Source organism: Imperialibacter sp. (assembly GCF_040222815.1).
Taxonomy (GTDB): domain Bacteria; phylum Bacteroidota; class Bacteroidia; order Cytophagales; family Cyclobacteriaceae; genus Imperialibacter.
In genome coordinates, this window is the sequence record NZ_JAVKCH010000030.1 from 20,369 (window position 1) to 41,909 (window position 21,541).

Annotated in this window: 21 protein-coding genes; 16 read left to right on the forward strand and 5 right to left on the reverse strand. The window is 45.6% G+C overall.

What is annotated here, in order from left to right; translation table 11 throughout:
* The first annotated feature begins 24 nt into the window (after positions 1–24).
* On the forward strand, positions 25–372 hold the full coding sequence (locus RIF36_RS16800; RefSeq protein WP_151997383.1) for a 4Fe-4S dicluster domain-containing protein: 348 nt from the start codon (positions 25–27) through the stop codon (positions 370–372).
* Positions 373–434: 62 nt separating this feature from the next.
* Here RIF36_RS16800 and RIF36_RS16805 read toward each other — a convergent pair whose 3' ends face one another.
* Positions 435–1,340: a DUF58 domain-containing protein gene (locus RIF36_RS16805; protein WP_350075774.1), complete on the reverse strand. Its 906-nt coding sequence runs from the start codon at positions 1,338–1,340 to the stop codon at positions 435–437.
* 241 nt (positions 1,341–1,581) lie between these two features.
* On the opposite strand from RIF36_RS16805, the gene RIF36_RS16810 reads away from it, so the two are divergent.
* The 4 genes from RIF36_RS16810 to RIF36_RS16825 all read left to right on the forward strand — a co-directional run bounded on the left by RIF36_RS16810 (position 1,582) and on the right by RIF36_RS16825 (position 5,128).
* Positions 1,582–1,929, forward strand: a complete 348-nt coding sequence (locus tag RIF36_RS16810) for a DUF3276 family protein (RefSeq protein WP_151997381.1) — start codon at positions 1,582–1,584, stop codon at positions 1,927–1,929.
* 68 nt (positions 1,930–1,997) lie between these two features.
* Positions 1,998–3,086, forward strand: a complete 1,089-nt coding sequence (locus RIF36_RS16815) for an AI-2E family transporter (protein WP_350124930.1) — start codon at positions 1,998–2,000, stop codon at positions 3,084–3,086.
* 16 nt (positions 3,087–3,102) lie between these two features.
* Positions 3,103–4,200, forward strand: a complete 1,098-nt coding sequence (gene ychF / locus RIF36_RS16820) for a redox-regulated ATPase YchF (protein ID WP_350075770.1) — start codon at positions 3,103–3,105, stop codon at positions 4,198–4,200.
* A gap of 214 nt (positions 4,201–4,414) precedes the next feature.
* Positions 4,415–5,128: a CRISPR-associated endoribonuclease Cas6 gene (locus RIF36_RS16825; protein WP_350092680.1), complete on the forward strand. Its 714-nt coding sequence runs from the start codon at positions 4,415–4,417 to the stop codon at positions 5,126–5,128.
* Here RIF36_RS16825 and RIF36_RS16830 read toward each other — a convergent pair whose 3' ends face one another.
* Positions 5,129–6,439 (reverse strand): type IX secretion system plug protein, encoded by a 1,311-nt coding sequence (locus RIF36_RS16830; RefSeq protein WP_350075766.1) that lies wholly within the window; start codon positions 6,437–6,439, stop codon positions 5,129–5,131.
* A 112-nt stretch (positions 6,440–6,551) separates the two neighbouring features.
* On the opposite strand from RIF36_RS16830, the gene RIF36_RS16835 reads away from it, so the two are divergent.
* From RIF36_RS16835 to RIF36_RS16850, 4 genes are read left to right on the forward strand one after another with little or no spacing between them, the layout of a single operon-like run.
* Positions 6,552–7,103, forward strand: coding sequence for an RNA polymerase sigma factor (locus tag RIF36_RS16835; RefSeq protein ID WP_151997376.1), 552 nt, complete (start codon positions 6,552–6,554; stop codon positions 7,101–7,103).
* Complete coding sequence (locus tag RIF36_RS16840) at positions 7,087–8,523, forward strand: hypothetical protein (RefSeq protein WP_350124927.1); 1,437 nt, start codon at positions 7,087–7,089, stop codon at positions 8,521–8,523. The genes RIF36_RS16835 and RIF36_RS16840 overlap by 17 nt, the downstream gene beginning before the upstream one ends.
* A gap of 57 nt (positions 8,524–8,580) precedes the next feature.
* Positions 8,581–9,924, forward strand: coding sequence for an LVIVD repeat-containing protein (locus RIF36_RS16845; protein WP_350124925.1), 1,344 nt, complete (start codon positions 8,581–8,583; stop codon positions 9,922–9,924).
* A gap of 8 nt (positions 9,925–9,932) precedes the next feature.
* Entirely contained in the window at positions 9,933–10,706 is a 774-nt protein-coding gene (locus RIF36_RS16850; RefSeq protein ID WP_350124922.1) for a hypothetical protein, read from the forward strand.
* 4 nt (positions 10,707–10,710) lie between these two features.
* Here RIF36_RS16850 and RIF36_RS16855 read toward each other — a convergent pair whose 3' ends face one another.
* Positions 10,711–11,295 (reverse strand): toxin-antitoxin system YwqK family antitoxin, encoded by a 585-nt coding sequence (locus tag RIF36_RS16855; protein ID WP_350124919.1) that lies wholly within the window; start codon positions 11,293–11,295, stop codon positions 10,711–10,713.
* 146 nt (positions 11,296–11,441) lie between these two features.
* Here RIF36_RS16855 and RIF36_RS16860 point away from each other — a divergent pair, with 146 nt between their 5' ends.
* Positions 11,442–12,242: an ion transporter gene (locus tag RIF36_RS16860; protein WP_350124916.1), complete on the forward strand. Its 801-nt coding sequence runs from the start codon at positions 11,442–11,444 to the stop codon at positions 12,240–12,242.
* A gap of 1 nt (position 12,243) precedes the next feature.
* Here RIF36_RS16860 and RIF36_RS16865 read toward each other — a convergent pair whose 3' ends face one another.
* Positions 12,244–14,175: an ABC-F family ATP-binding cassette domain-containing protein gene (locus RIF36_RS16865; RefSeq protein WP_350149425.1), complete on the reverse strand. Its 1,932-nt coding sequence runs from the start codon at positions 14,173–14,175 to the stop codon at positions 12,244–12,246.
* A 125-nt stretch (positions 14,176–14,300) separates the two neighbouring features.
* Here RIF36_RS16865 and RIF36_RS16870 point away from each other — a divergent pair, with 125 nt between their 5' ends.
* The 4 genes from RIF36_RS16870 (at position 14,301) to RIF36_RS16885 (ending at position 18,270) form a co-directional block, all read left to right on the forward strand.
* Positions 14,301–15,479 carry a PQQ-dependent sugar dehydrogenase gene (locus tag RIF36_RS16870; protein WP_350119442.1) on the forward strand — a complete coding sequence of 393 codons (1,179 nt, stop codon included), beginning with the start codon at positions 14,301–14,303 and terminating at the stop codon, positions 15,477–15,479.
* 164 nt (positions 15,480–15,643) lie between these two features.
* The gene (locus RIF36_RS16875) at positions 15,644–16,126 is read left to right on the forward strand and encodes a deoxycytidylate deaminase (RefSeq protein WP_151997368.1); all 483 of its coding nucleotides are present in this window, start codon (positions 15,644–15,646) and stop codon (positions 16,124–16,126) included.
* A gap of 213 nt (positions 16,127–16,339) precedes the next feature.
* The gene (locus RIF36_RS16880) at positions 16,340–17,359 is read left to right on the forward strand and encodes an agmatine deiminase family protein (RefSeq protein WP_350119439.1); all 1,020 of its coding nucleotides are present in this window, start codon (positions 16,340–16,342) and stop codon (positions 17,357–17,359) included.
* 20 nt (positions 17,360–17,379) lie between these two features.
* Positions 17,380–18,270: a carbon-nitrogen hydrolase gene (locus RIF36_RS16885; RefSeq protein ID WP_350119436.1), complete on the forward strand. Its 891-nt coding sequence runs from the start codon at positions 17,380–17,382 to the stop codon at positions 18,268–18,270.
* A 16-nt stretch (positions 18,271–18,286) separates the two neighbouring features.
* Here RIF36_RS16885 and murB read toward each other — a convergent pair whose 3' ends face one another.
* Positions 18,287–19,303, reverse strand: a complete 1,017-nt coding sequence (gene murB, locus RIF36_RS16890; protein WP_350075744.1) for a UDP-N-acetylmuramate dehydrogenase — start codon at positions 19,301–19,303, stop codon at positions 18,287–18,289.
* Between the two features lie 195 nt (positions 19,304–19,498).
* Here murB and RIF36_RS16895 point away from each other — a divergent pair, with 195 nt between their 5' ends.
* Both RIF36_RS16895 and RIF36_RS16900 read left to right on the forward strand, forming a co-directional pair.
* On the forward strand, positions 19,499–20,194 hold the full coding sequence (locus RIF36_RS16895; RefSeq protein ID WP_350119433.1) for an RNA polymerase sigma factor: 696 nt from the start codon (positions 19,499–19,501) through the stop codon (positions 20,192–20,194).
* A 190-nt stretch (positions 20,195–20,384) separates the two neighbouring features.
* A complete protein-coding gene (locus RIF36_RS16900; RefSeq protein ID WP_350119430.1) occupies positions 20,385–21,419 on the forward strand; it encodes a FecR family protein in 1,035 nt (344 codons plus the stop codon).
* The last annotated feature ends 122 nt before the right edge of the window (positions 21,420–21,541 follow it).

Sequence of the window (21,541 nt, forward strand, 5' to 3'; positions counted from 1 at the left end):
TAGAATCAAAAATTAAGTATCAATATGGCAATAATGATCACCGATGAGTGTATCAACTGTGGTGCATGCGAGCCAGAATGCCCCAATACTGCTATCTATGAGGGCGGTGTGGAGTGGACTTGGGCTGGTGGAACCAAACTCACTCAGGTTGAGCTTGAAGATGGAACCGTGGTAGACGGCAATGAGGCTCAACAGCCATTTTCTGATGAGTTCTATTATATAGTGTCTCAAAAGTGTACGGAGTGCACCGGGTTTCACGAAGAACCTCAATGCGCAGCGGTATGTCCTGTAGACTGTTGTGTGGACGATCCTGACTACAGAGAAACAGTGGAAGAACTCACCACGAAGAAGACCTGGCTACACGACGAATAGCATTCGAATATATAGGGGTGAAAGCGGCTTTTGCCGCTTTTTTTATGCTGTTTCGAACCGTTTTAATTAAGCTTTGTCCTTTTGATAAGGTAGCCCGTTAATATTTTGTTGATATCATCCTGAATGTCGGCTTCAACCAGGTCTATTTTTAGCTGACCGCATCTTAGCTTGAGCGTGCTGGCAAACTCTGCCACAGCCTTGTGATATGACTCTTTCACCTGCGAAGGAGTTAGCTTGATTTTTTCACCACCTTCCAGGTCCATAAACTCATAGGGCCGATCCTCGAAAGAGAAATCAATTTCAGTTGACTTGTCGGTAACATGAAACATCAACACTTCGTGGCGATTGTGTTTCAGATGTTGCAATGCTGAAAATATTTGCTCGTGGTCAGCATAGTTTTGAAACATGTCGCTAAAAATGATCACAAGTGAACGTTTATGGATTTTTTCTGCCACCTGATGCAGTACTTCAGCAACGTTGGTTTTTTTGAGAGTAGGAGTGCTTTCCAGTAGCTCATTGAGCAAAATGAAAAGCTTTTGGATATGGCTGGACGTAGATTTTACCTGTGTTTGAAGCTCAATTTCCTCAGCAAAGGTGAAAAGACCGACGGCATCACGTTGCTTGTGCAGCAAATAGGCCAAAGCCGCCGCAGCCAGCGCTGAAAACTTGATTTTGCCATGCGTCTTTTCGGGGTAATACATGGAGGAGGAATGATCCAGCACAATGTAGCAGCGCAGGTTGGTCTCTTCTTCAAATCGCTTGGTGTATATCCTGTCCGTTCTGGCGAACACCTTCCAGTCGATATGTCGGGTGCTTTCTCCTGTATTATACAGCCGGTGCTCAGCAAACTCAACTGAGAAGCCATGGTAGGGTGATTTGTGCATTCCAGTGATGAATCCTTCCACCATTTGCCTGGCTAAAAACTCTAGCCCCCCATATTCCTTTACCTTGCTGAAATCAACCTTCATTTGAATTAATTAATAACATTGACTAAGTGAATGTCTCTAATTATTGATTGTCATGAATTAACTTGTTATTTTTCGGATAACCAACAAATATTGTTTGGGTTACTCATTCCCATTATTGCAAAGAGGCTGAATGATCCTGGTGAGTGTTTTGCGTATTTTCTATTTTGAACGATTGTATTCAACAAATAATCGGGTATTTCCGATAAACTTTTATTTTTGACCAAACCTAAACCGGAATCAAGTGGAAGAGAATAAGGATAAAAGCAGAGGTGAAGTGTATTCTGAGAAAGTAAGGGCAGGTAAGCGAACCTATTTCTTCGACATCAAAGCCACAAAGTCCAACGACTATTACCTGACTATCACAGAGAGTAAAAGGAAATTTAAGGAGGATGGGTTTTTCTACGAAAAGCACAAGATATTTCTGTACAAGGAAGACTTCGATAAGTTTATTGATGCGTTGAATGACTCAGTTAATCACGTAAAAACGGAACTTCTGCCTGGCGTTGATTTTTCACAGTTCGAGGTGAAAATGGAAGCCGGGGGCGACGAAGATGTTTCTGAAGATGACACAGAGTTGAAGTGGGATTGATCTGATTCTTCAAACAATATTTTGCGAGCCCTTGGTATACAAGGGCTTTCTTTTTTTACTTTAGGCACATGGTTAGACGAATGCTGCTCTACCTGCTTTTGATGCTGGTTGTCCTGGTGTTTATTAGCTGGTATTTCTCCAACATATTTATTTATCTGATTTTCTCATTGGTTTTAGCCACTTTGCTCAGGCCACTAACCAATACCATTCATCAGATCCACATTCTCAACAACAGAATTCCAAGGCCAATTGCCATCATTTTCTCATTTTCTATAGTTATCGTGGTGGTAACGCTCTTTGTGATGCTGTTTATCCCGCTTTTCAGCGAACAGGTGAAGGTGCTTTCGCAAATAAGTTACGACTCCGTGTTGACATCAGTCAGTCAGCCTTTTAATAGTATAGAACAATTTCTTATTGAGAATAAGCTGACAATTCAGGAGGAGGGCTTTCTTTTTGAGTCGATCAGAGAGAGTCTTTTTGGATTGCTCTCGGAGGTTGACTTTACGCTCCTGTTGAACAACCTGATATCGGTGACCGGGGGGCTTTTGGTTGGTTTCCTGGCTGTATCGTTCATTACCTTCTTTCTTTTGCTGGAGAACGGGATTTTAAGAAGGCAAATAATTGCGCTGATACCTAACCAATATTTTGAGGTGTTTATAGCAGCGATGTTTAAGATTGAAAAACTTCTGAGCAACTATTTGATTGGGCTGCTTTTCCAGATGGCCTCTATCTTCAGCATTGCGTCTTTGGGCTTGTCAATACTGGGTGTGAAATATGCTTTAACAATAGCAGTATTCGCAGCAGTAGCGAACCTTATTCCCTACCTCGGGCCAATGCTCGGCGCCAGTTTTGGTATAGTCGTGGGTATTTCAACTAATGGAGATATTAGCCTCTCTCAGGATCTTTTGATTGTTGTACTGAAGATTCTGTCTGTGTTTGGCATTGTACAAGCTGCCGACAACATATTGTTGCAGCCCCTCATTTTCTCAAAAAGCGTAAAAGCCCATCCATTAGAAATATTTGTTATTATCTTTGCCGGCGCAACAATTGCAGGTATCCCCGGAATGATAGCAGCCATCCCTACGTACACAATCTTAAGAGTGTCTACAATTGAGGTTTATGCTGGCTTTAAGGGGTATCAAATATTCAAAAAGTAACAATTGATCATATTTCATGGGATTGCAATGTGGGATTGTGGGACTGCCCAATGTAGGCAAGTCAACACTGTTTAATGCTCTTTCGAATGCCAAGGCCGAAGCGGCCAATTACCCGTTTTGTACAATTGAACCCAACGTGGGCGTGATCACTGTGCCCGACGAAAGGCTACAGGTGCTGGAGAAGTTGGTTCATCCCGAAAAAATCATTCCGACGTTTATCGAATTTGTCGACATTGCAGGCCTTGTGAAAGGAGCCAGCAAGGGTGAAGGGCTTGGCAATAAATTTCTTGGGAACATCAGGGAGGTAGATGCGGTAATCCACGTGGTGAGGTGCTTCGAAGACGATAACATAGTGCACGTGTCGGGAACGGTAAACCCGGTCGAAGACAAAGAAGTGATTGACACCGAGCTTCAGTTGAAAGACCTGGAGTCGGTTGATAAGAAAATTCAGCGGCTTGAAAAGATAGCCAAATCGGGTGATGCAAAGGCCCGGACAGAGCTTGGATATGTGCAGGCTTACAAGAAGCATTTGGAGTCTGGCAAGAACGCAAGAGTGCTTGATATGACTGAGGCTGGGAGAGAAGCGGTGGCAGATTTGCAGCTACTCACCATAAAACCAGTCATTTACGTAGCCAATGTGGATGAGGGATCTTTGCCAGCAGGCAACCAATGGGTAGAGAAATTAAAGGCGTCCGTAGCGGAAGAAAACGCCGAAGTAGTTATTCTATGTGCGGCTATTGAGTCGCAGATAGCGGAACTGGAGGATCTTGATGAGAGAGCACTCTTTCTAGAGGAGTATGGTCTCAAAGATTCGGGATTGAATAGACTTATCAAGGCCTCGTACAATATACTTGACCTGATTACGTACTTTACAGCAGGGGTGAAGGAAGTAAGAGCATGGACCATAGAAAAAGGTTGGAAGGCGCCAAAAGCGGCTGGCGTTATCCATACCGACTTTGAGCGTGGATTTATTAGGGCGGAGGTAATTAAATTGGCCGACTACGAGAAATATGGCTCCGAAAATGCTTGTAAAGAAGCTGGTAAGATTTATATTGAGGGCAAAGAATACGAAGTGCAGGATGGAGATATCATGCATTTCAGATTTAATGTTTAACCAGCTCTTTTATTACGAAGGATGAACAATTTTTTGAATTTATTGTTTTTCTCATGAACATTTTAAATACTAGGAAAATAGAGTTTGATTGTTCAGGCCTATTTTCTATATAATTTTTACGCTATTGAGGGTACGTATCGTTTTTCAAGTAAAAAATAAGGGAGGGTTTGTTCCCTTCCATCACCAGTATCTTTTAGCTCAGCTTATTAAGGGAATGCTCGTAAAAGGAGGTCAGAAGGAGTTCATCGACTACCCGTTTTACAATTTCAGCGGCCTTAAAGGACAAACAAAGATAAGCAGGCAAGGTTTGCATTTCTACAGCCGGAGAGTTACGCTCGTTGTTGCGAGCAATAACAAAGCTTTTATCGACTATTTCCTCAGGGTGTTGTTTACCTTTCCGAAGGTAGATATTGGCAACTTAATGCTAGCGCCAGAGGCTGTAGAGTTGGAGGATCATCCTGAAATAACAGACGCCTCAAGGTATATTTGCATCTCACCAATCGTGGTGCTTCAGCCATCGTTGTACGATGCAGAGGCCAAGAAGTTTATTTCGCCTGAAACCGATACGTTCTCCGATCTGCTATTTGAATCTACCATTCAAAGGATGGAGCAAAGCGGTGAAGATCCCCAGAAAATTGAGGGCATCGGGAAGTTTCAGCTAGTACCTGACGAGGACTACCTGAACAAGATCAGAGAAAGCCAAAAGAAGTTTGCAAGGATATACCCGCTGTATGACCAGGACTTGAAATACGAAATAAGGGGCTATACTTTTCCGTTTGTGCTTTACGCCCCCAAGGTGGTTCAGGAGTTTATTTTCACTTGTGGGCTGGGGCAGTTTTGCCATAAAGGCTTCGGCATGCTCGACATCGCCAATGCCGACCCTAGCAAGAGAGCGGTTACTTATGAATTTGCTGAAACCACGGCCTGATCAGTTTTTTGGGCCATTGTGAATGATGCTTTGGTAGCCGACAAGTCGATCTACAAATGATCCGGGAGTTTTAAAGTAAACGAACACTTCGTACTCATTTTCAGCCTGAAAGTTATACCCCTCAAACATGTAGGGATCAATACTGTTCCCTTTTGCCCAATACATGTAATTGTAAAACCCCTGCTTTAGCAGTAGAGATGCCGTGTACATGCCAGAGAGGTCATCGTATACCAACCTGTTCTGAGGAGTTTTCTGCCAGTCGTTAAAACCACCTATTACGTACACATCGGCTGCTTCAATTTTTTCTGCTTCCAGGAAAAACATGACCTTCACATAGTCGGTCTGTAGATCACTGGTGTTAGGCTCTGTGGAACCGATGAAGAAGTTACCATCAAGGTCCTGCATTCTGCTGTAGGGCTCGCTGAATCGGGAGGCGTCTTTCAAAAGCAGTGCCCTTATTTCATTTTGGCTTTTTTCTATTTTGCCCACATTGCGTCCGTTGTAACTCAGTGATCGGATATCGAAGAACCTGAATTCCCTCGTTGATTTGAAATTGTTCTGGAGAGTGAAATTTCTGTACTCCATGTAGCTCTGGTCTTCCCTCACCAGGGTAGGCTTCAGGTTGAGAATGGCGTTGTCCCACCTTCTGTTTTGGCGCACCATTACTTTAAAGTCGTTGTAGGCATTGGTAGACGTTAGTCCACCATAGTTGACAGAGAACTCCACCTGGTGGTTTTCTTCTCTTTCCTCTACGCTGGACGAAATCCGAACCTCCATTTGAATGTCTGCTCCGCCTTCAAACACCATAAACCGCCTGCTTAATATGATGTCAGATTTGTTTGTCCCCCGATACACTACCACTACATAGTTCCCTGATTTTTTTACTTTCGGAAGCTCAAGCGTGTACTGTGTGTAGGGAACAATGGTGCTTTGAGAGTACTGGTAGTTGTTGACAGGGTAGGAGTTGTATTCGTTAAGAAACTCCATGTCGGTAAGTGCTGATCGCTCCCAATTGAAATTACAGTGCACGATGTATGCATTGTATTGCTGGAAGTCACTTAGAATTTCATCAAATTTGAGTGTGAGCGTTGAAGGTTGGCTGATATGCATGATAGGGGGCTGCATACTGTCTTCAGTTTTTCCAGAATTTGGAAAAAGGCGAACCAACCTGATGTTATCTTCGTATGATCTGTCGCTGAGCTCTAAAACTGCGTCGGAAGTGCTGGTATTGGCAACTTGCTCGAGGGGAAGGCAGCCAGTGAAAAATAAGCAGGAAATGACCAGGAGTAAGAAGTAGTTGAGATGTTTCATCGATAGCTAAACGAACGGCAACTAAATTCATTTTCTACAAATCTGCATAATTCCAACCATTTTTTCAGACCGAGTGTCATAAAAGTCAAAACCTAAACCGATAACTCACAGAATGCCTACTGATGAAGAGTTGATAGAGGGATGTGCCAAAGAGGACAGACACATGCAATATCAGCTATACCAAAAGTATAGTGGGCAGATGTATGCCATTTGTTTGAGGTACTGCAAAATGCAGCAGGAAGCTGAAGATGTTTTGCAGGAAGGGTTTGTGAAGGTATTCAACCACATCAAAACATTCCGTAAGGAGTCATCGCTATTTTATTGGATCAAGCGGATCGTGATTAATACTGCGCTCAATCATCAGCGCAACAAGCTTTATATGTATCCTATGGTAGATGTGGCTGAGTTACGACAGCCATCGGCGAATCACGACTTGCTTGCGGGACTTCAGCTGGAAGATTTAATGGTAATGATTCAGGATCTTCCATCGGGGTGCCAGACAATATTTAACCTGTATGCTATTGAAGGGTATAAACATCATGAAATAGCAGAGCTCCTTGGTGTTACCGAGGGAACCTCCAAGTCGCAGTATGCAAGAGCAAAGCAGCTGCTGCAGGAGAAACTTGAGAAATTAGAAAGTACAAATTATGGAAGCCGCAGATAACAACGAATTTTTCGAAAGCCAGTGGCGACAGGCTTTTGACGGAGCCAGCGTGCCGCCATCTCCTATGGTGTGGGAGAGAGTGGAAGCAAGGCTTGCCACCCAAAAAGAAGGGAAGTACAGGAAAGCCATCTTTTACTACAGATGGGCAGCTGCCGCCATGACAACCGTCGCCGTTGGTTTGGGGGTAGCACTTTTGCTCAATGGCACCTCGTCTCTTGTAGAAAATGAGGTTGCGGGCAACGCCAAAGAGAACGTCGTCAATTCTCAGGCCGCACAAAGCCCTGAACTCAGGGACATGAAGATGGAAAATGAAGTGGCTTCGACAACATCCACACTCAACAAAGAAGATAAACCTGATTTTTATCAAAAAGATACAAAGCCCTTTTTGGCGGTAACTGCAGTTGGCAATAGCAGTAGTGAAGCAACCCGGCAGGTGGCAATTCCAGCAGAGGAAACCTCAGCACCTGGTGAAAATACGTTTGATGCTGCCATTCCTGCTGTAACCGGCATCTTTCGTTCAGAAAGGCTGGTCAGCGATTTATCGAAACTGGAGGTGAATCACTTGTATGGAGTGGTGCGGCCCATGCAAAGAAAAAAGAGAGAGATCGGAGATCAGCCTTTATTGGCAGGTCTCGGAGTTGGAAGCGGTACTTTTAACCCTAATTATGGTTTTCGGTCGGGAGGCAGCTTGTTTGCTTCTGCCAGCGCTGACGAAGCCTCTCTTGTAGCGCAAAACAGTGGAGAGCTAAAGACAAATGATTTTAACACCGCCAACGGGCTGGTAGGAGCGGTTTCTTCCAGAGGATACAATGAGTCGAACACACAGGGCGGAACTTTCTCATTTGGTGCAAGCATTGGTAAGCGCATCTTCAGGAAGATTCTGTTGCATACCGGGCTTCAATATGGAAGGTACAATAGTAACGGAAGTACCAACCTGGTGTTGAACGACGAGTCGAACAATAAGCGTTATGCGCTGAATCAGGTTAGTTTGTTAAGTGACGATATTCAGGAAGTGTTTTCGTCCTCACAATACTCGTACGATGGCGAAAGAACGAAAATCACTAATACGTATGAGTTTATTTCCGTGCCTGTAAAGGTTGGCGTGATTCTGTTGGAACGGCGGGCCGGGATAGTTTTGAACACTGGTGTTTCCAATGAGTTTTTGCTCGGTAGTGTGATAAAAGGAAAAGACCTTGAGGATGTGAGAACAAAATCTGGAGACCAATCGCCTTACCGGAGCGTGTATTTAAATGGGACTCTCGGCTTGGAGGTTAATTACGCCATTAACAGCCACTATAAAGTCGTTGTGGAGCCGTATTACCGCCAGGCGATTACAAGCCTGACCAAGAACACCGACGGGTATGCGAGTGCACCAAGGCTATGGGGTGTGCAGGCGGGCGTTCGGTATGAGCTGAGGTAGGTTTCCAACCAATCGCTATACAACGGTGTCATTTTATCATACCTATTCTTTTAGTATATGAATACAGAATTTCACCCCCACGAAGTTAGAGACATTGCCAGAATTACCTTTACGTCAATTGTGATATTGATTGTCATAGGTCTTCTGTCAACCGGTTGCACCGACACCTGTGAAGTAGACAGGTCGTATACGTACTTCAAACCTGTATACACCACAACGGATGAAATAAGAAGCGCAGTAGCTTTCGGCGCTCCTCAATCTGTTAACCAGCCTGGAAAGATTTACTTCAAGGAAGGCATTCTTTTCATCAACGAAGTAGGTGAGGGCATTCACATTATCGACAATACGAACCCATCGTCACCCAGTCAGCTGTCGTTCGTTACCATTCCGGGTAACTTTGATATGGCTGCCAAGGGAAATTACCTCTATGCCGACAGCTATATCGACCTGCTGGTGTTTGATATCTCGAATGTGAACGATGTCAAAATGGTGAAGAGGGTAGAGGGGGCTTTTCAGGAGTTTGCCAACCTACCGTTCAACTTTGACGCATGGAGTGGTGTGGTTACTTCCTATGAGGAGGCCAGCGTAGCTGAGGTTAGCGAAATCGACTGCCAGACTGGTGGTGGGGGTCTTATTTACTACGCTGCGAATGAAGACGCTTTGGTGAGTTTCGCATCAGGCACTAAGTATGTCGCTAATACTTCCGGGGCCGCTCCGGCCACTACTTCCGCAGAGGCAGGCGTAGGAGGGTCTATGGCCAGGTTTGCCATTTATGAAGACTTCCTCTACACTATCGACGCTAGTTCGCTGTATCTTTTCGACATCACGCAACTTGGTGACCCGCAGGCTGGTGCCAGTGTAGACATTGGCTGGGGAATAGAGACACTGTTTCCCTATGAAGATAAGTTGTTTATTGGTGCCAATAACGGGATGCACATTTATGACAATGTGAACCCGGAAGCGCCGGAGCATCTTTCAACCTACCAGCACATTCAAAGCTGCGACCCAGTGGTCGTGGAAGGCGACTATGCCTATGTAACACTAAGGTCGGGCAACGCTTGTCAGGGTTTCACCAATCAGCTCGAAATTGTCGACATATCTGATCTGAGAAACCCAAAGTCGTTTCAGACCTACCCTATGCAAAACCCGCATGGACTGGGTGTAGATGGCAAATGCCTGTTCATTTGCGAAGGAGAGTTTGGCCTCAAGCTTTTTGATAAAACTGATCTGACCGCCATAGATGACCATCTCGTAGCCAACTACACCAATATGCATGCTTTTGATGTCATTCCACTCAATGGAGTGCTGATGATGATCGGAGCGGACGGCTTGTACCAGTATGAGTATGACTGTGAAGGAAAGCTTGAATTGTTGAGCACGATACCCGTGCTGGCTTTGTAGCCTGTGTGATGAGCAATCATACTATAAAAAATATCATTTTCAACCGGAAGGGATGGCTCCTGTGGAGCTGTCTCTTTTATTTTTTTGTGCCCGGGCACCTCGCAGCGCAGACGCAGGTGAAGGACAAGGCCAGAATAGAGAAAATTGGCGTGGTGCGGGGCAAAGTGCTTGAATACAATGCGGCAGGGGACTTTGTTTTTCTCCGGACAACAGGAGACACCCTGGTAGTGGATGCCGACAGAGTGATGAACACTAAAATTATACACTCTCTTAAAATGCCAACCAAAGGGATGTTTTGGCATTCAGCTGAGTTCGGCCTCGATTTTGGGAAGGCCAACCAGTGGAATCCTGCTTCGCCGTATTTGTATCTTGAAACAAACCATGCCTATGTTGTCAACCGGTTTTTGCAGCCGGGCATCGGTGTTGGCTACCAGCAGGCGGGTGATTTCAGGATCATGCCAGTGTTTTTAAGCCTCACAGGCGACCTTTGTCGAAGCCGGGTAACTCCTTTCTATTTCTCAAACGTAGGCTATGGGCTTGGGTGGGCGAGGTCGAATGACTGGGGAAATTACGATAAAGTGAGAGGTGGCTTTTTGTGGCATATTGGCGGTGGTTTGAAAATAGCCGGTCGGAACAACGCAGTGTATTTGAAGTCTGGGTATAAAATCCAGAATATTTATTCAGAAGCCAGTATCCCCAATTGGTGGGGAACAACCGGCGGTTTCGAAAACATAGCCAGAACTATCCGAAGAGTATACTTCGGAGTGTCAATGGCTTTCTAGGGCCTCATTCGTCTTTGATCCACTCCCCGTTTCTGTACAGGTATTCGATTGTCACTTCGCCGTCGGTATTATACCATTTAGCAATACCTTCCCTCACGCCGTTCTCATAGGGACTCTCTTCCATCAGCTTACCATTGTCGTGATAGAGTCTGAGCATGCCATTTAGTTTACCGAACTGATAGGCACGTTCTTCCTTTATGTTTTTCCTGTTGTATTTAACATAGGTGCCATGCAATTGCCCATCATGAAAGTAGGCTTTTTCAGTCACCTGCCCGTTTTCATCTACAATCACCTGGGGACCTTGCTTTTTGCCTTTCACATAGCTTGTAACCAATTTTACCACGCCTGTCGGATAGTATTCTGTCCAACTACCCTCTTTTTGCCCATTCAAATAGTCACCCTCCGCAATAATCTTATCGTTGATATCGAGCACGTGTACTTTTACAAGAGATTCATCGCCGGGGTAGGGTGTGCGTACTGCGCTGGGAGGCAGGTCAGCAAATGCGGGGCCGTCACTCACAGTTTGTGATTGCGAACAACCAAGAAAAAGTCCTGCAAGAAAGATGGAATTGATAATAGTTGCCTTCATTTTTGATCAGATTTTTTCAGATCGAAAAATAAAAAGAAGTTCCCTTTAACAAAACATGTATTTTACAAGAAATGCGTTCATGATTCAGTTTTTGAAATTACTTTTGCATCCGCTTAGTGCATGTTGAATATTAAAGAGTTTGCAGAGTGGAAAAAGTAAAGAAGATTCTTGAAAGTGATCGTTTTCAGTATTTCATCATAGGACTTATCGTACTGAATTCAATCACAATTGGGCTTGAAACATCTCCCGCCATAATGGCTTTTACCGGAGATTGGCTTTACCTGCTCGATGAAATTATTTTAGGAGTTTTTGTGGTCGAGCTATTGGTCAAGCTGGGGGTGTACAGGGCCAAATTCTTTGGCGAAGCCTGGAATATTTTTGACCTTTCCATCGTGCTGCTTGCGCTGATCCCCTCAGCCGGTAATTTGTCTATTCTCCGTACGCTCAGGATTCTTCGTACTTTAAGGCTACTGAAGAATGTGCCGAAGCTGAGAATTATTATAGAGGCCCTGCTAAAGTCGATCCCCAGCATTGGCTGGATAGGTGTGCTGGTAATGATTATCTTTTACATTTTCGCTGTTATTGGTACGAGTCTTTACGGAGAGCAGTTTCCTCAGTGGTTCGGCAACCTGGGGGCCTCCATGTTCACGCTGTTTCAGATCATGACATTGGAAAGCTGGGCTTCTGGAATAGCGAGGCCTGTGATGGAGCAGATCCCAAATGCATGGCTCTTTTTCGTTCCATTCATACTTCTTGCCACGTACACTACGCTCAATATTTTTATCGCCATTGTGGTGAACACCATGAATGAGCTACACCAGCATGATATAGCCGAGGAAGAGCGAAAGCTCAAAGAGTTTGTGCACGAAGAAAATGTGGAGCTTCAGCACCTTCTGGAGGAGCTAAAAGCACAGGTAGCAAGAATTGAGAAAAAAGTGAAGGGCTGAATCAGGCCAGTTGCTTTTCCAACTCTTCGATTTTTATTCCTGTTTCCTCCCATTGGTCATTTAGCCTTTCAAGTTCCGCTTTGATTAGCTGGTATTTTTCGTTGCTTTGGGCCAGGGCATCGGGCGATTCAAATACCTCGGGCGAGGCAAGCTCTTTTTCTGCTTCTTCGATCTTTAGCTCGGTTTCGAGAATTTCATTTTCGATTCCATCCATTTTTTTGCGCAGGGCTTTTAGCTCCTTCTGGGTCTCCATCGATAGGTTATTGACCTGGCTCGGCGCTGGTTTTGGCTTAGGTTCCTCTTTTTTCACCTGGGGCTGCACGGAGGGCACCACTGCCGCTTGCTTCTCCTTCCACCACATATACTCCTCATAAGTGCCTGGGTACTCCTTTATTTCGTTGTTTTCGATGTACCAGATTTTATTGGCGATTTCTGTCACAAAGTAGCGGTCGTGGGATACGACTATAAACGTTCCCTCATACTGCTGCAACGCCTGAATGAGGATGTTGACCGACTGAATATCGAGGTGGTTGGTAGGTTCATCAAGCAGTAGGAAGTTGGCTTCAGAAATCAACGTTTTGGCCAGCGCTACTCTTGATTTCTCACCTCCGGAAAGGACTTTAATTTTTTTGAAAACGTCTTCATCGGAGAAAAGGAAACAGCCCAGCACGCTTCTCAGTTGCATTTCCGTTTTGTCCGTTCCTGAAGCTTTCATTTCTTCAAGAATCTCGTACTCGATATTTAGCGCTTCCAGCTGATGCTGTGCGTAGAACGACTTGATAACATTGTAGCCTTCCTCCCTTTTGCCATTCACTTTGTCCGTGCCGGCTATGATACGCAGCAGAGTGGACTTTCCTTTGCCGTTGGCTCCGATCAAAGCAATTTTATCGCCTCGCTCTATATGAGCATTGGTGTTTTTGAGAATAACGAGATCGCCGTAGCTTTTGGATACATCGGTGAGCTGAATCACATGGCGTCCGCTGGGTTTATTGAAGTTGAAGCGAAAGTTGACTTTGGCGTTTTCATCCAGCACATCGTCTATCTTATCCATTCTGTCCAATGCCTTCACACGGCTCTGCACCTGGCGGGCTTTGGTAGCCTTGGCCTTGAATCGCTCAATGAACTTCTCCGTCTGCTTGATCTTTTGCTGCTGATTTTCAAAAGCGTTCTTTTGAATCTCATTTCTCAGCTCTTTCTCCTGCAGGTAAAAATCATAATTACCACTGTAAAGGTTGAGTTTGCCATTGCTTACCTCCACAATCGTGTTTACCGTGTTGTTGATGAAATGCCTGTCGTGAGAAACCACAATCACCGCTCCTTCATAGGTTTTCAGGTAGCTTTCTACCCATTGAATGGACGGAAGGTCGAGGTGGTTGGTAGGTTCGTCAAGCATGAGCAGGGAAGGCTTTTCAAGCAGAAGCTTCGCCAACATTACCCGCATTCTCCAGCCACCCGAAAACTCTTTCAGGGGTCTTGTGAGGTCTTTTGTGCTAAAGCCAATGCCCTCCAATATTTCTTCGGCCTTTGATTGAATAGCATAGCCATCCAGTGCCTCGAATCTTTCCTGAAGTTTGGTGAGCTTCGTTACCAGATTGTCGCTGTAGTTGGCTTCCATTTCAGCCAGCACCTTGTCTATTTTGTGGTGAATGTCGACAGCTTCAGCGAAAGCTTTCATGGCAACATCCAAAATGGGTTCGGCAGACTGGTAGGAGAGGAGGTCCTGGTTAAGAAAGCCTATGGTGCAGTCCTTACTCTGACTGATGTCCCCACCGTCGATAGTGAGGTCACCAACAATCATTTTGAGCAGTGTAGACTTACCCGTTCCGTTAAGACCGATAAGCCCTATTTTGTCTTTGGGTTTTATGTGCAGGTTGGCTCCGTCGTAAAGCACTCTTGAGCCAATATTGTAATTCAAATTATTGATTGAGATCATTCGGCAAATTTAGACTCGTTACGACGAATAACGAAAGTTTTGACAAAGACCTTTTGTCAATTTTCAGGTTATTTCTCAACCAAATTGGCTAACTATGTGTTCAGATTGAAAAAATAACCGTAATCATGATATTGAAACCAATTCGACTAGCTTTTTACCTTGTAGCAGGTGTATTGTCAGTTGCAATTTCTTCCTGTGGGGAGTCATCTAAGGAGGCCGCTACATCAGAGGAGGAGGTTGTTGATGGCGCAACGACCAATGATGGCGATAGCCTTAGTACAATCAATCTACCTGAGGGCTTTGAAATTTCAATTTATGCCAGTGGCATAGATAATGCCAGGTCCATGGCGATCAGCCCGAGTGGGACGATATATGTAGGTAACCGGGGTGGAGATAAAATATACGCCATTCAGGACACCGACAAGGACGGCAAAGCGGATAAGACAATTGTTGTCGCTTCTGGCCTGAAGACACCTAACGGGGTAGCTTTCAAAGATGGTGATTTGTATGTTGGTGAGATTAGCAGACTTTTGAAATACCCAAATGTGGAGGCCAATCTTGAAGCCGTAGGTGAGCCGGTTGTTGTTTATGACGACTACCCGACCGACGAGCATCATGGCTGGAAATACATCGCTTTTGGCCCTGACGGCAAGCTATATGTGCCGGTTGGCGCTCCTTGCAACATTTGCGAAAGCGAGAAAGAAATTTACGCCACCATCACCAGAATGAACCCGGATGGTACGGGCCGTGAGATTTTTGCCAGAGGCGTGAGAAACACTGTGGGCATGACCTGGGATGCCGAAGGCAATCTGTGGTTCACCGACAACGGCAGAGACATGTTGGGAGACGATATGCCTGATTGTGAACTGAACAAAGCTACCGAGGCTGGTATGCATTTTGGCTACCCTTACTGCCACGCCGGAGATATCTCTGACCCGGAGTTCGGATCCAAATTTTCTTGTTCTGACTTCGTAGCTCCAGCTCAAAAGCTTGGTGCTCATGTAGCGCCGCTCGGTCTTAGATTCTATAATGGCGACATGTTTCCTGCAGAGTACAAGGGCAGTATTTTCATAGCGCAACATGGTTCATGGAACAGGAGCAAGAAGTCTGGTTACAGAATAGGGTTGGTGAAAGTAGAAAACGGCAAAGCCGTTAATTATTCAACTTTTGCAGATGGCTGGCTTGATGAAGAAGAGCAGGAAGCCTGGGGGCGTCCGGTGGACGTACAGGTAATGCCTGACGGTTCATTGCTTATATCTGATGACAAGGCTGGGGTGATTTACAGAGTTACCTACAAGGCCTGAGCGGCAAAGAAGTTAAAATGAAAAGGAGGTACTAAGTACCTCCTTTCACCACCTAACCTAAACCAAAAGATTTGACCTTACAGAAATGTAAGGTGTTCAATCAGTGTTAATTAAACCAAATATCTCCGGTAAAAGTTCAAAACCTGGCAAGGCCCCTCATCCTGATGGAAAAACCCGCATTTGACGACATTTATATGGAATTGGCAGTGAACCTTGCCAAGCGGTCTCATTGTATCAAGCGGCATGTGGGGGCTGTGCTTACCAAGGAAACCAGGATCATTTCTATAGGTTACAATGGGCCGCCAGCGGGCACGCACAACTGCGATCTGGAGTGGCCGGAGGTAGGCTGCCCCCGGGATTCGAAAGGCGGCTGCTCATTGGCGATTCATGCCGAGCAGAATGCAATACTATACGCAGTGAAAAATAAGGCGACGGTTGACGGTGCCACCATTTACGTCACGCTGTCCCCATGTCTTTCCTGCGCCAGGATTATCTACACCATGGGCATTTCCAAAGTGATTTACCTCAAGTCGTACGCCGAACACAAGGGTATTCCCAACGACGAAGGAATCGACTTCCTTAGGAAATTTGGTGTGGAGGCAGTGAAGTACGAAGGCACATTGACCAACGTCACGCACATGATTTAGTGGAAATCCCAGGAGCCAAAACTCAAATTTCAATTAAGCACCAAGGCTCCAAATGGCAAATATAAGCCTGCCATAGTAAGCATGGTTGTGCAGTGCTTTTTGGAGTTTCGTGTTTCTTCGCTCCGTTTTTATTTGAGTGTTGATGCTTGCTATTTGTTATTTGAGCTCCCTTGTTTATTCTTCATTTAATTTCCAGAAATCTATATTTGCACCATGATAAACAGACGCCTTCCGGCAGAATGGGAACAGCAAAGTGCGGTGCAGTTGACATGGCCACATGAAGAGAGCGATTGGGCTGAGGACATGGACATTGTGGTGCCATGTTTTGTTGCCATCGCCAGAGAGATATTGAAAAGGCAAAAGCTGGTGGTGGTATGCAAAGACAGCGAGGTTGTGCGAAAGCAGATTGGTGAGGAGTCAGCGGGCCTGATTTTGGTAGAGTTGCCGACCAACGATACCTGGGCCAGAGACCATGGTGCTATCAGTATTGAAGAGGAAGGTAAGCCTGTTTTGCTCGACTTTGTTTTTAATGGCTGGGGGTTGAAGTTTGCTGCCGACAAGGACAACCTGATTTCAGGCAGGCTTCACGAAAAAGGCATCTTTGGTAAGGTGCCAATGAAGCACGCTGGTCTGGCTTTCGAAGGAGGCTCCTTTGAAACGGATGGAGCTGGGACGTTGCTCACAACCACTGAGTGCTTGCTTTCTCCCAACAGAAACCCACACCTATCGCAGCAGGAAGTGGAAGACAAACTAAAGGAGTTGTTTGGTGTAACCAAGGTGCTTTGGCTGAATAACGGGTACCTGGCCGGCGACGATACCGACTCACATATTGACACACTGGCGAGGTTAGTGCCTGGCAACAAAATACTGTATGTGAAATGCGACGACACCGCCGATGAACACTACCAGGCGTTGAAAAAAATGGAGGCAGAGTTGCAAAACCTGACCAATTCGAACGGAATCACTTATGAGCTGATTCCACTGCCGATGGCCGATGTGGCATTTGACGATGATGGTAACCGTCTACCTGCTACGTACGCTAACTACCTGATCATCAATGGGGCTGTTTTGGTTCCATTTTACAATTCGCCTAAGGATCAGAAGGCGGCGGCCATCATTCAAAGGGCCTTTCCTCAGCACGAAATTGTGGGCATCGACTGCAGGCCTTTGATCCTCCAGCATGGCTCCTTACATTGTGTAACCATGCAATATCCAGTGGGCGTAGTTGTATAAATTTCAAAACCAGAAAAACCATGGCAGAGAAAATACTGAAAGTTGGTTATGTGCAGCAATCTTGCTCCGAAGTGAGAAAAGACAATGTGGCTAAGAGCATTGCCGGCATAAGGGAATGTGCCAGAAGAGGTGCACAATTAGTGGTGTTGCAGGAGCTGCATACCGGTGTCTACTTTTGCCAGGCTGAGGATGTCAACCGTTTCGATATGGCCGAAAGCATTCCGGGCCCCTCCACAGAAGAGTTCGGTGTCATTGCTAAAGAGCTGGGCATTGTGTTAGTGACATCCCTATTTGAAAAAAGGGCGCCTGGGTTGTATCACAACACTGCCGTGGTGCTGGAAAAAGACGGAACTATTGCTGGGACCTACCGCAAAATGCATATTCCTGACGATCCGGGGTACTACGAAAAGTTTTACTTCACGCCAGGTGACATGGGCTTCAATCCCGTGGAAACTTCCGTTGGGAAGTTGGGTGTGTTGGTGTGCTGGGATCAGTGGTATCCGGAAGGGGCAAGGCTGATGGCCATGGCCGGGGCTGATCTGCTGATTTACCCAACAGCCATCGGCTGGGATCCGCACGATACCAAGGAAGAACAAAAGCGGCAGCAGGACGCCTGGATCATTTCTCAGAGAGGCCATGCTGTGGCCAATGGCTTGCCGGTAGTGAGTGTGAACAGGGTAGGCTTTGAGCCCGACTTTAGCGGAGTAGGGAATGGCAGCCGCTTCTGGGGACACAGCTTTGTGGCAGGCCCGCAGGGAGAGTTTTTGTATGTAAGTCCGTCCGATCTGGCGGAAAATGTGGTGCTGGATGTTGACCTGGGCAGGGCAGAGGATGTTCGAAGGATTTGGCCGTTTTTCAGAGACAGAAGGATAGACGCCTATGGAGATATTGTAAAGAGATGGGGTAAATAAGGGGCTATCAGTTCAGCTATACAATATTCACTTCAGCCAAAAGTTCAACATCAAATCGCTTCTTTACAGAAGCCTGGATTTCCTGCGCCAACTGCCAGATATCGCCCCCTTTACCGCCTCCATAGTTAACCAGCACCAGGGCCTGGTTTTTATGCACACCAATTTGCCCAATAGTTTTCCCTTTCCAGCCATCTTTCTCTATCAGCCACCCGGCAGGTACCTTCACTGATCCGTCTTCCTGCGGATAGCCTGGAATCGCCGGGTAATCGCTTTTGAGTGCCTCATAAGCCTTACTTGCAATGGTTGGGTTCTTGAAAAAGCTGCCTGCATTGCCAATTTCCTCAGGATTTGGAAGCTTCGATTGGCGGATGTGAATGACCGCCCTGCTCACATCGGCTATAGTAGGATGTTCGATGTTCCAGCTTGCCAGCGTCTCATTAATGGCACCGTACTTCGTGTTGACTTTAGCCTCTTTTTGAAGCACAAAAGTGACTGATGTAATGATGAACTTGTCCTTTAGGGCCTTTTTGAAAACGCTTTCTCTGTAGCCAAACTCACATTCGTCCGTGCTAAAAGTTCTCGTTTTGCCTGTTTCAATCTCTACTGCCTCCAGGCTGTGAAACACGTCTTTGATCTCTACGCCGTAGGCTCCAATGTTTTGCATGGGTGCTGCACCTACCGTCCCCGGGATCAGCGATAAATTTTCGATGCCTCCCCAGCCCTTCGCCACGCAATGCATTACCAACTCATGCCACACCACGCCAGCTCCTACTTTTATAACGATCTCATCCTGGCTTTCTTCTTGAACCCGAACCCCTGGCAACGAAAGTTTTACCACCAGACCATCAAAATCTTTCGTGAACAGAACGTTGCTGCCGCCACCAAGAATTAGATGAGAATTACTTTTAAAGATGTCTGAACTGATAATTTCCTTTAGCTCATCAACCGATTTGGCCTCGGTGAAGTATTTGGCTTTTACATCCAGATGAAACGTGTGATAGCGATGCAGGCTCTTGTTTTCGTCGATTTTCATAGAGAACCTAAAATTAGGAAAGCTTATGCTTTATCATTGTTTTTCGGTGTTTTAAGTTTTTCCAACCACATCTGTCCACAATAGCTCCGCTGGTATATTCTTTTCGAGGGTAAAGCCTTTCAGACTTTCAGATGTCTGTTTTTTAGGATCATCAGTGAATTGAAGATTTGATTTTTTTTTACCAGATTTAGAGCCATGTCTTCAATACCTACACAGGACAATACCTTGAAATCACATTTTCTCAATCTCCCTGACACAGCCGGGTTGCAAGCAAAAGAGAGGGTGGGGAGTATTGACGAAGGTGCTTTGTGGGAGGATTTTAAGAGGGGGAGCGAGGTGGCATTGTCTCAAATTTACTCCCTGTATTCGAAAGATATTTACAACTATGGTTGTCAGTTTACCAAAAACCACGAGTTGGTAAGAGACAGTATCCAGGATCTTTTTATAGAGTTGATAAAAAGCAGAGCCAGCCTGGGCTCAACTACCTCGGTCAAATTTTATCTGTATAAGTCTTTGCGCCGGAAGCTGGTACGAGCGCTCAAAAAGCAGAGCAGGTTGTTTGTTACTGATGACATTCAGGAACAGGGATCATTTGCTGTTAGCATCTCGCCGGAGTTGGTGCTGCTGAAGAATCAGCTAGACGAAGATCAACGGGTGCTTTTGGAAAAGTCGATCAATGCGTTAACTGTTTCTCAGCGTGAAGCCGTCCTGCTCTATTTCTATGAAGGGCTCAGCTATGCCGAAATAAGTGACCTGATGGAGATAGGTAAAGTGAAGTCAGCGAGGGCACTACTCTACAGGGCTATTTCTGCCATGACAGAATTTTTAACCCCCTACAAATCCGATTTGCTACCACTCCTGCTGTTTTACCTCGGTCTTTTCAAGGGGTAGGGTGTTGCAAATTTGGCAAAGAAACCCACCATTCTTTGCTGTTTCATCGTGTGTTTTTTGATTATACTATCTTCTGGTGTAAATATTCAAAAATGCTATGGTCATTTTGAGAGTGCTTGCCTTTATATAACTGTAACCAGGGTTATCAAAGCGGGCTTACCAGTAAGGCTCGGGCACTTATCGGCATTCAATGAACTATAGCGAATACACCGTCGAACAATTTTTACAAGACCAGTACTTTACGAACTGGGTTTTGAGACCATCGAGAGAATCCGATAAGTTTTGGCAGGATTGGATCAGGCAGAACCAGGAAAAACTACCTCAGATTGAGCTTGCGAGAGAAATCATACTCTCAACCACCTACAAGAACGAGCACGTTCTTTCTGAAGAAGACAACTCCAGCATTTTGGAGAACATTATGCGGGCGCAGGCTGACCTGGGCAACCACCAGATCGGAACCGGGTTTGCCTGGAGGCAATTGCTCCGGGTGGCTGCCGTTGTGGCAATTGTCGCCTCCGTGGCCATTTACTTTATGATGCCCGGAGAAAAGGAGCCTGAGGTTGTACAAGTGACCCCTTCCACTGTTATCAAGACTGCCGAGCTTGGGCAGAAGCGAACCGTCGGTTTGCCCGATGGCACTATCGTAAAGCTCAATGCGGGAAGCAGTCTTTCGTACCTCCAGCCATTTGAGGGCAAGGAGAGAAAGGTAGTGCTGGAAGGAGAAGCTTTTTTTGAAGTGACCAAAGACGAAAACCGCCCCTTTGTTATCGAAGCTGGAGGACTGACCACCACAGTGTTGGGAACCTCTTTCAATATTTCTTCTTACGATGAGGCAGGGTCGGTAAAAGTATCTGTGCTTTCAGGAGTGGTGGAGGTAAAGAGTCGGAGAGGGCAAAAGGAAGTGCTGTATCCTGACATGATGGGAGTGTTGTACAAAGACACCGAAAACCTTAACAAAACCACTTTTAACGAAAAAGAGGAGTTTGGCTGGAAAGATGGCATTATCTACTTTAAAAACAACCCGCTGAAAGAAGTATTCAGGCGGCTTGAGAAGTGGTATGGCGTGAGTATCAAGCTTGATTCTGATAAAATATTGCAGGGAACCTACACTGGCGAATTCAAAAATGCCTCCCTGGAAAAAGTGCTGGAGGGTATCTGTTATACCTCTCAGCTCACCTACTCAATAGACAACGAAGAAATTACCATTAAACTACAAACCAATTAACTATGAAACACGAAATGACCTACTCCCCCTAAAAGAGAGAGCCGGAAGAAAACTCCCGGCCCCCATTCCTTAATCAATTCATTCCAGTTGATTGGCGTCCACTAAATGTATTGGTCAAGGTG

Bases quoted from the DNA above. Each gene is read 5' to 3' on its own strand.
- RIF36_RS16870 (WP_350119442.1), top strand. From the start codon at position 14,301: ATGATATTGAAACCAATTCGACTAGCTTTTTACCTTGTAGCAGGTGTA.
- RIF36_RS16800 (WP_151997383.1), top strand. From the start codon at position 25: ATGGCAATAATGATCACCGATGAGTGTATCAACTGTGGTGCATGCGAG.
- RIF36_RS16825 (WP_350092680.1), top strand. From the start codon at position 4,415: ATGCTCGTAAAAGGAGGTCAGAAGGAGTTCATCGACTACCCGTTTTAC.
- RIF36_RS16830 (WP_350075766.1), bottom strand. From the start codon at position 6,439: ATGAAACATCTCAACTACTTCTTACTCCTGGTCATTTCCTGCTTATTT.
- RIF36_RS16840 (WP_350124927.1), top strand. From the start codon at position 7,087: ATGGAAGCCGCAGATAACAACGAATTTTTCGAAAGCCAGTGGCGACAG.
- RIF36_RS16805 (WP_350075774.1), bottom strand. From the start codon at position 1,340: ATGAAGGTTGATTTCAGCAAGGTAAAGGAATATGGGGGGCTAGAGTTT.
- RIF36_RS16880 (WP_350119439.1), top strand. From the start codon at position 16,340: ATGATAAACAGACGCCTTCCGGCAGAATGGGAACAGCAAAGTGCGGTG.
- RIF36_RS16885 (WP_350119436.1), top strand. From the start codon at position 17,380: ATGGCAGAGAAAATACTGAAAGTTGGTTATGTGCAGCAATCTTGCTCC.
- RIF36_RS16835 (WP_151997376.1), top strand. From the start codon at position 6,552: ATGCCTACTGATGAAGAGTTGATAGAGGGATGTGCCAAAGAGGACAGA.
- murB (WP_350075744.1), bottom strand. From the start codon at position 19,303: ATGAAAATCGACGAAAACAAGAGCCTGCATCGCTATCACACGTTTCAT.
- ychF (WP_350075770.1), top strand. From the start codon at position 3,103: ATGGGATTGCAATGTGGGATTGTGGGACTGCCCAATGTAGGCAAGTCA.
- RIF36_RS16845 (WP_350124925.1), top strand. From the start codon at position 8,581: ATGAATACAGAATTTCACCCCCACGAAGTTAGAGACATTGCCAGAATT.
- RIF36_RS16865 (WP_350149425.1), bottom strand. From the start codon at position 14,175: ATGATCTCAATCAATAATTTGAATTACAATATTGGCTCAAGAGTGCTT.
- RIF36_RS16875 (WP_151997368.1), top strand. From the start codon at position 15,644: ATGGAAAAACCCGCATTTGACGACATTTATATGGAATTGGCAGTGAAC.
- RIF36_RS16900 (WP_350119430.1), top strand. From the start codon at position 20,385: ATGAACTATAGCGAATACACCGTCGAACAATTTTTACAAGACCAGTAC.
- RIF36_RS16895 (WP_350119433.1), top strand. From the start codon at position 19,499: ATGTCTTCAATACCTACACAGGACAATACCTTGAAATCACATTTTCTC.
- RIF36_RS16855 (WP_350124919.1), bottom strand. From the start codon at position 11,295: ATGAAGGCAACTATTATCAATTCCATCTTTCTTGCAGGACTTTTTCTT.
- RIF36_RS16850 (WP_350124922.1), top strand. From the start codon at position 9,933: ATGAGCAATCATACTATAAAAAATATCATTTTCAACCGGAAGGGATGG.
- RIF36_RS16815 (WP_350124930.1), top strand. From the start codon at position 1,998: ATGGTTAGACGAATGCTGCTCTACCTGCTTTTGATGCTGGTTGTCCTG.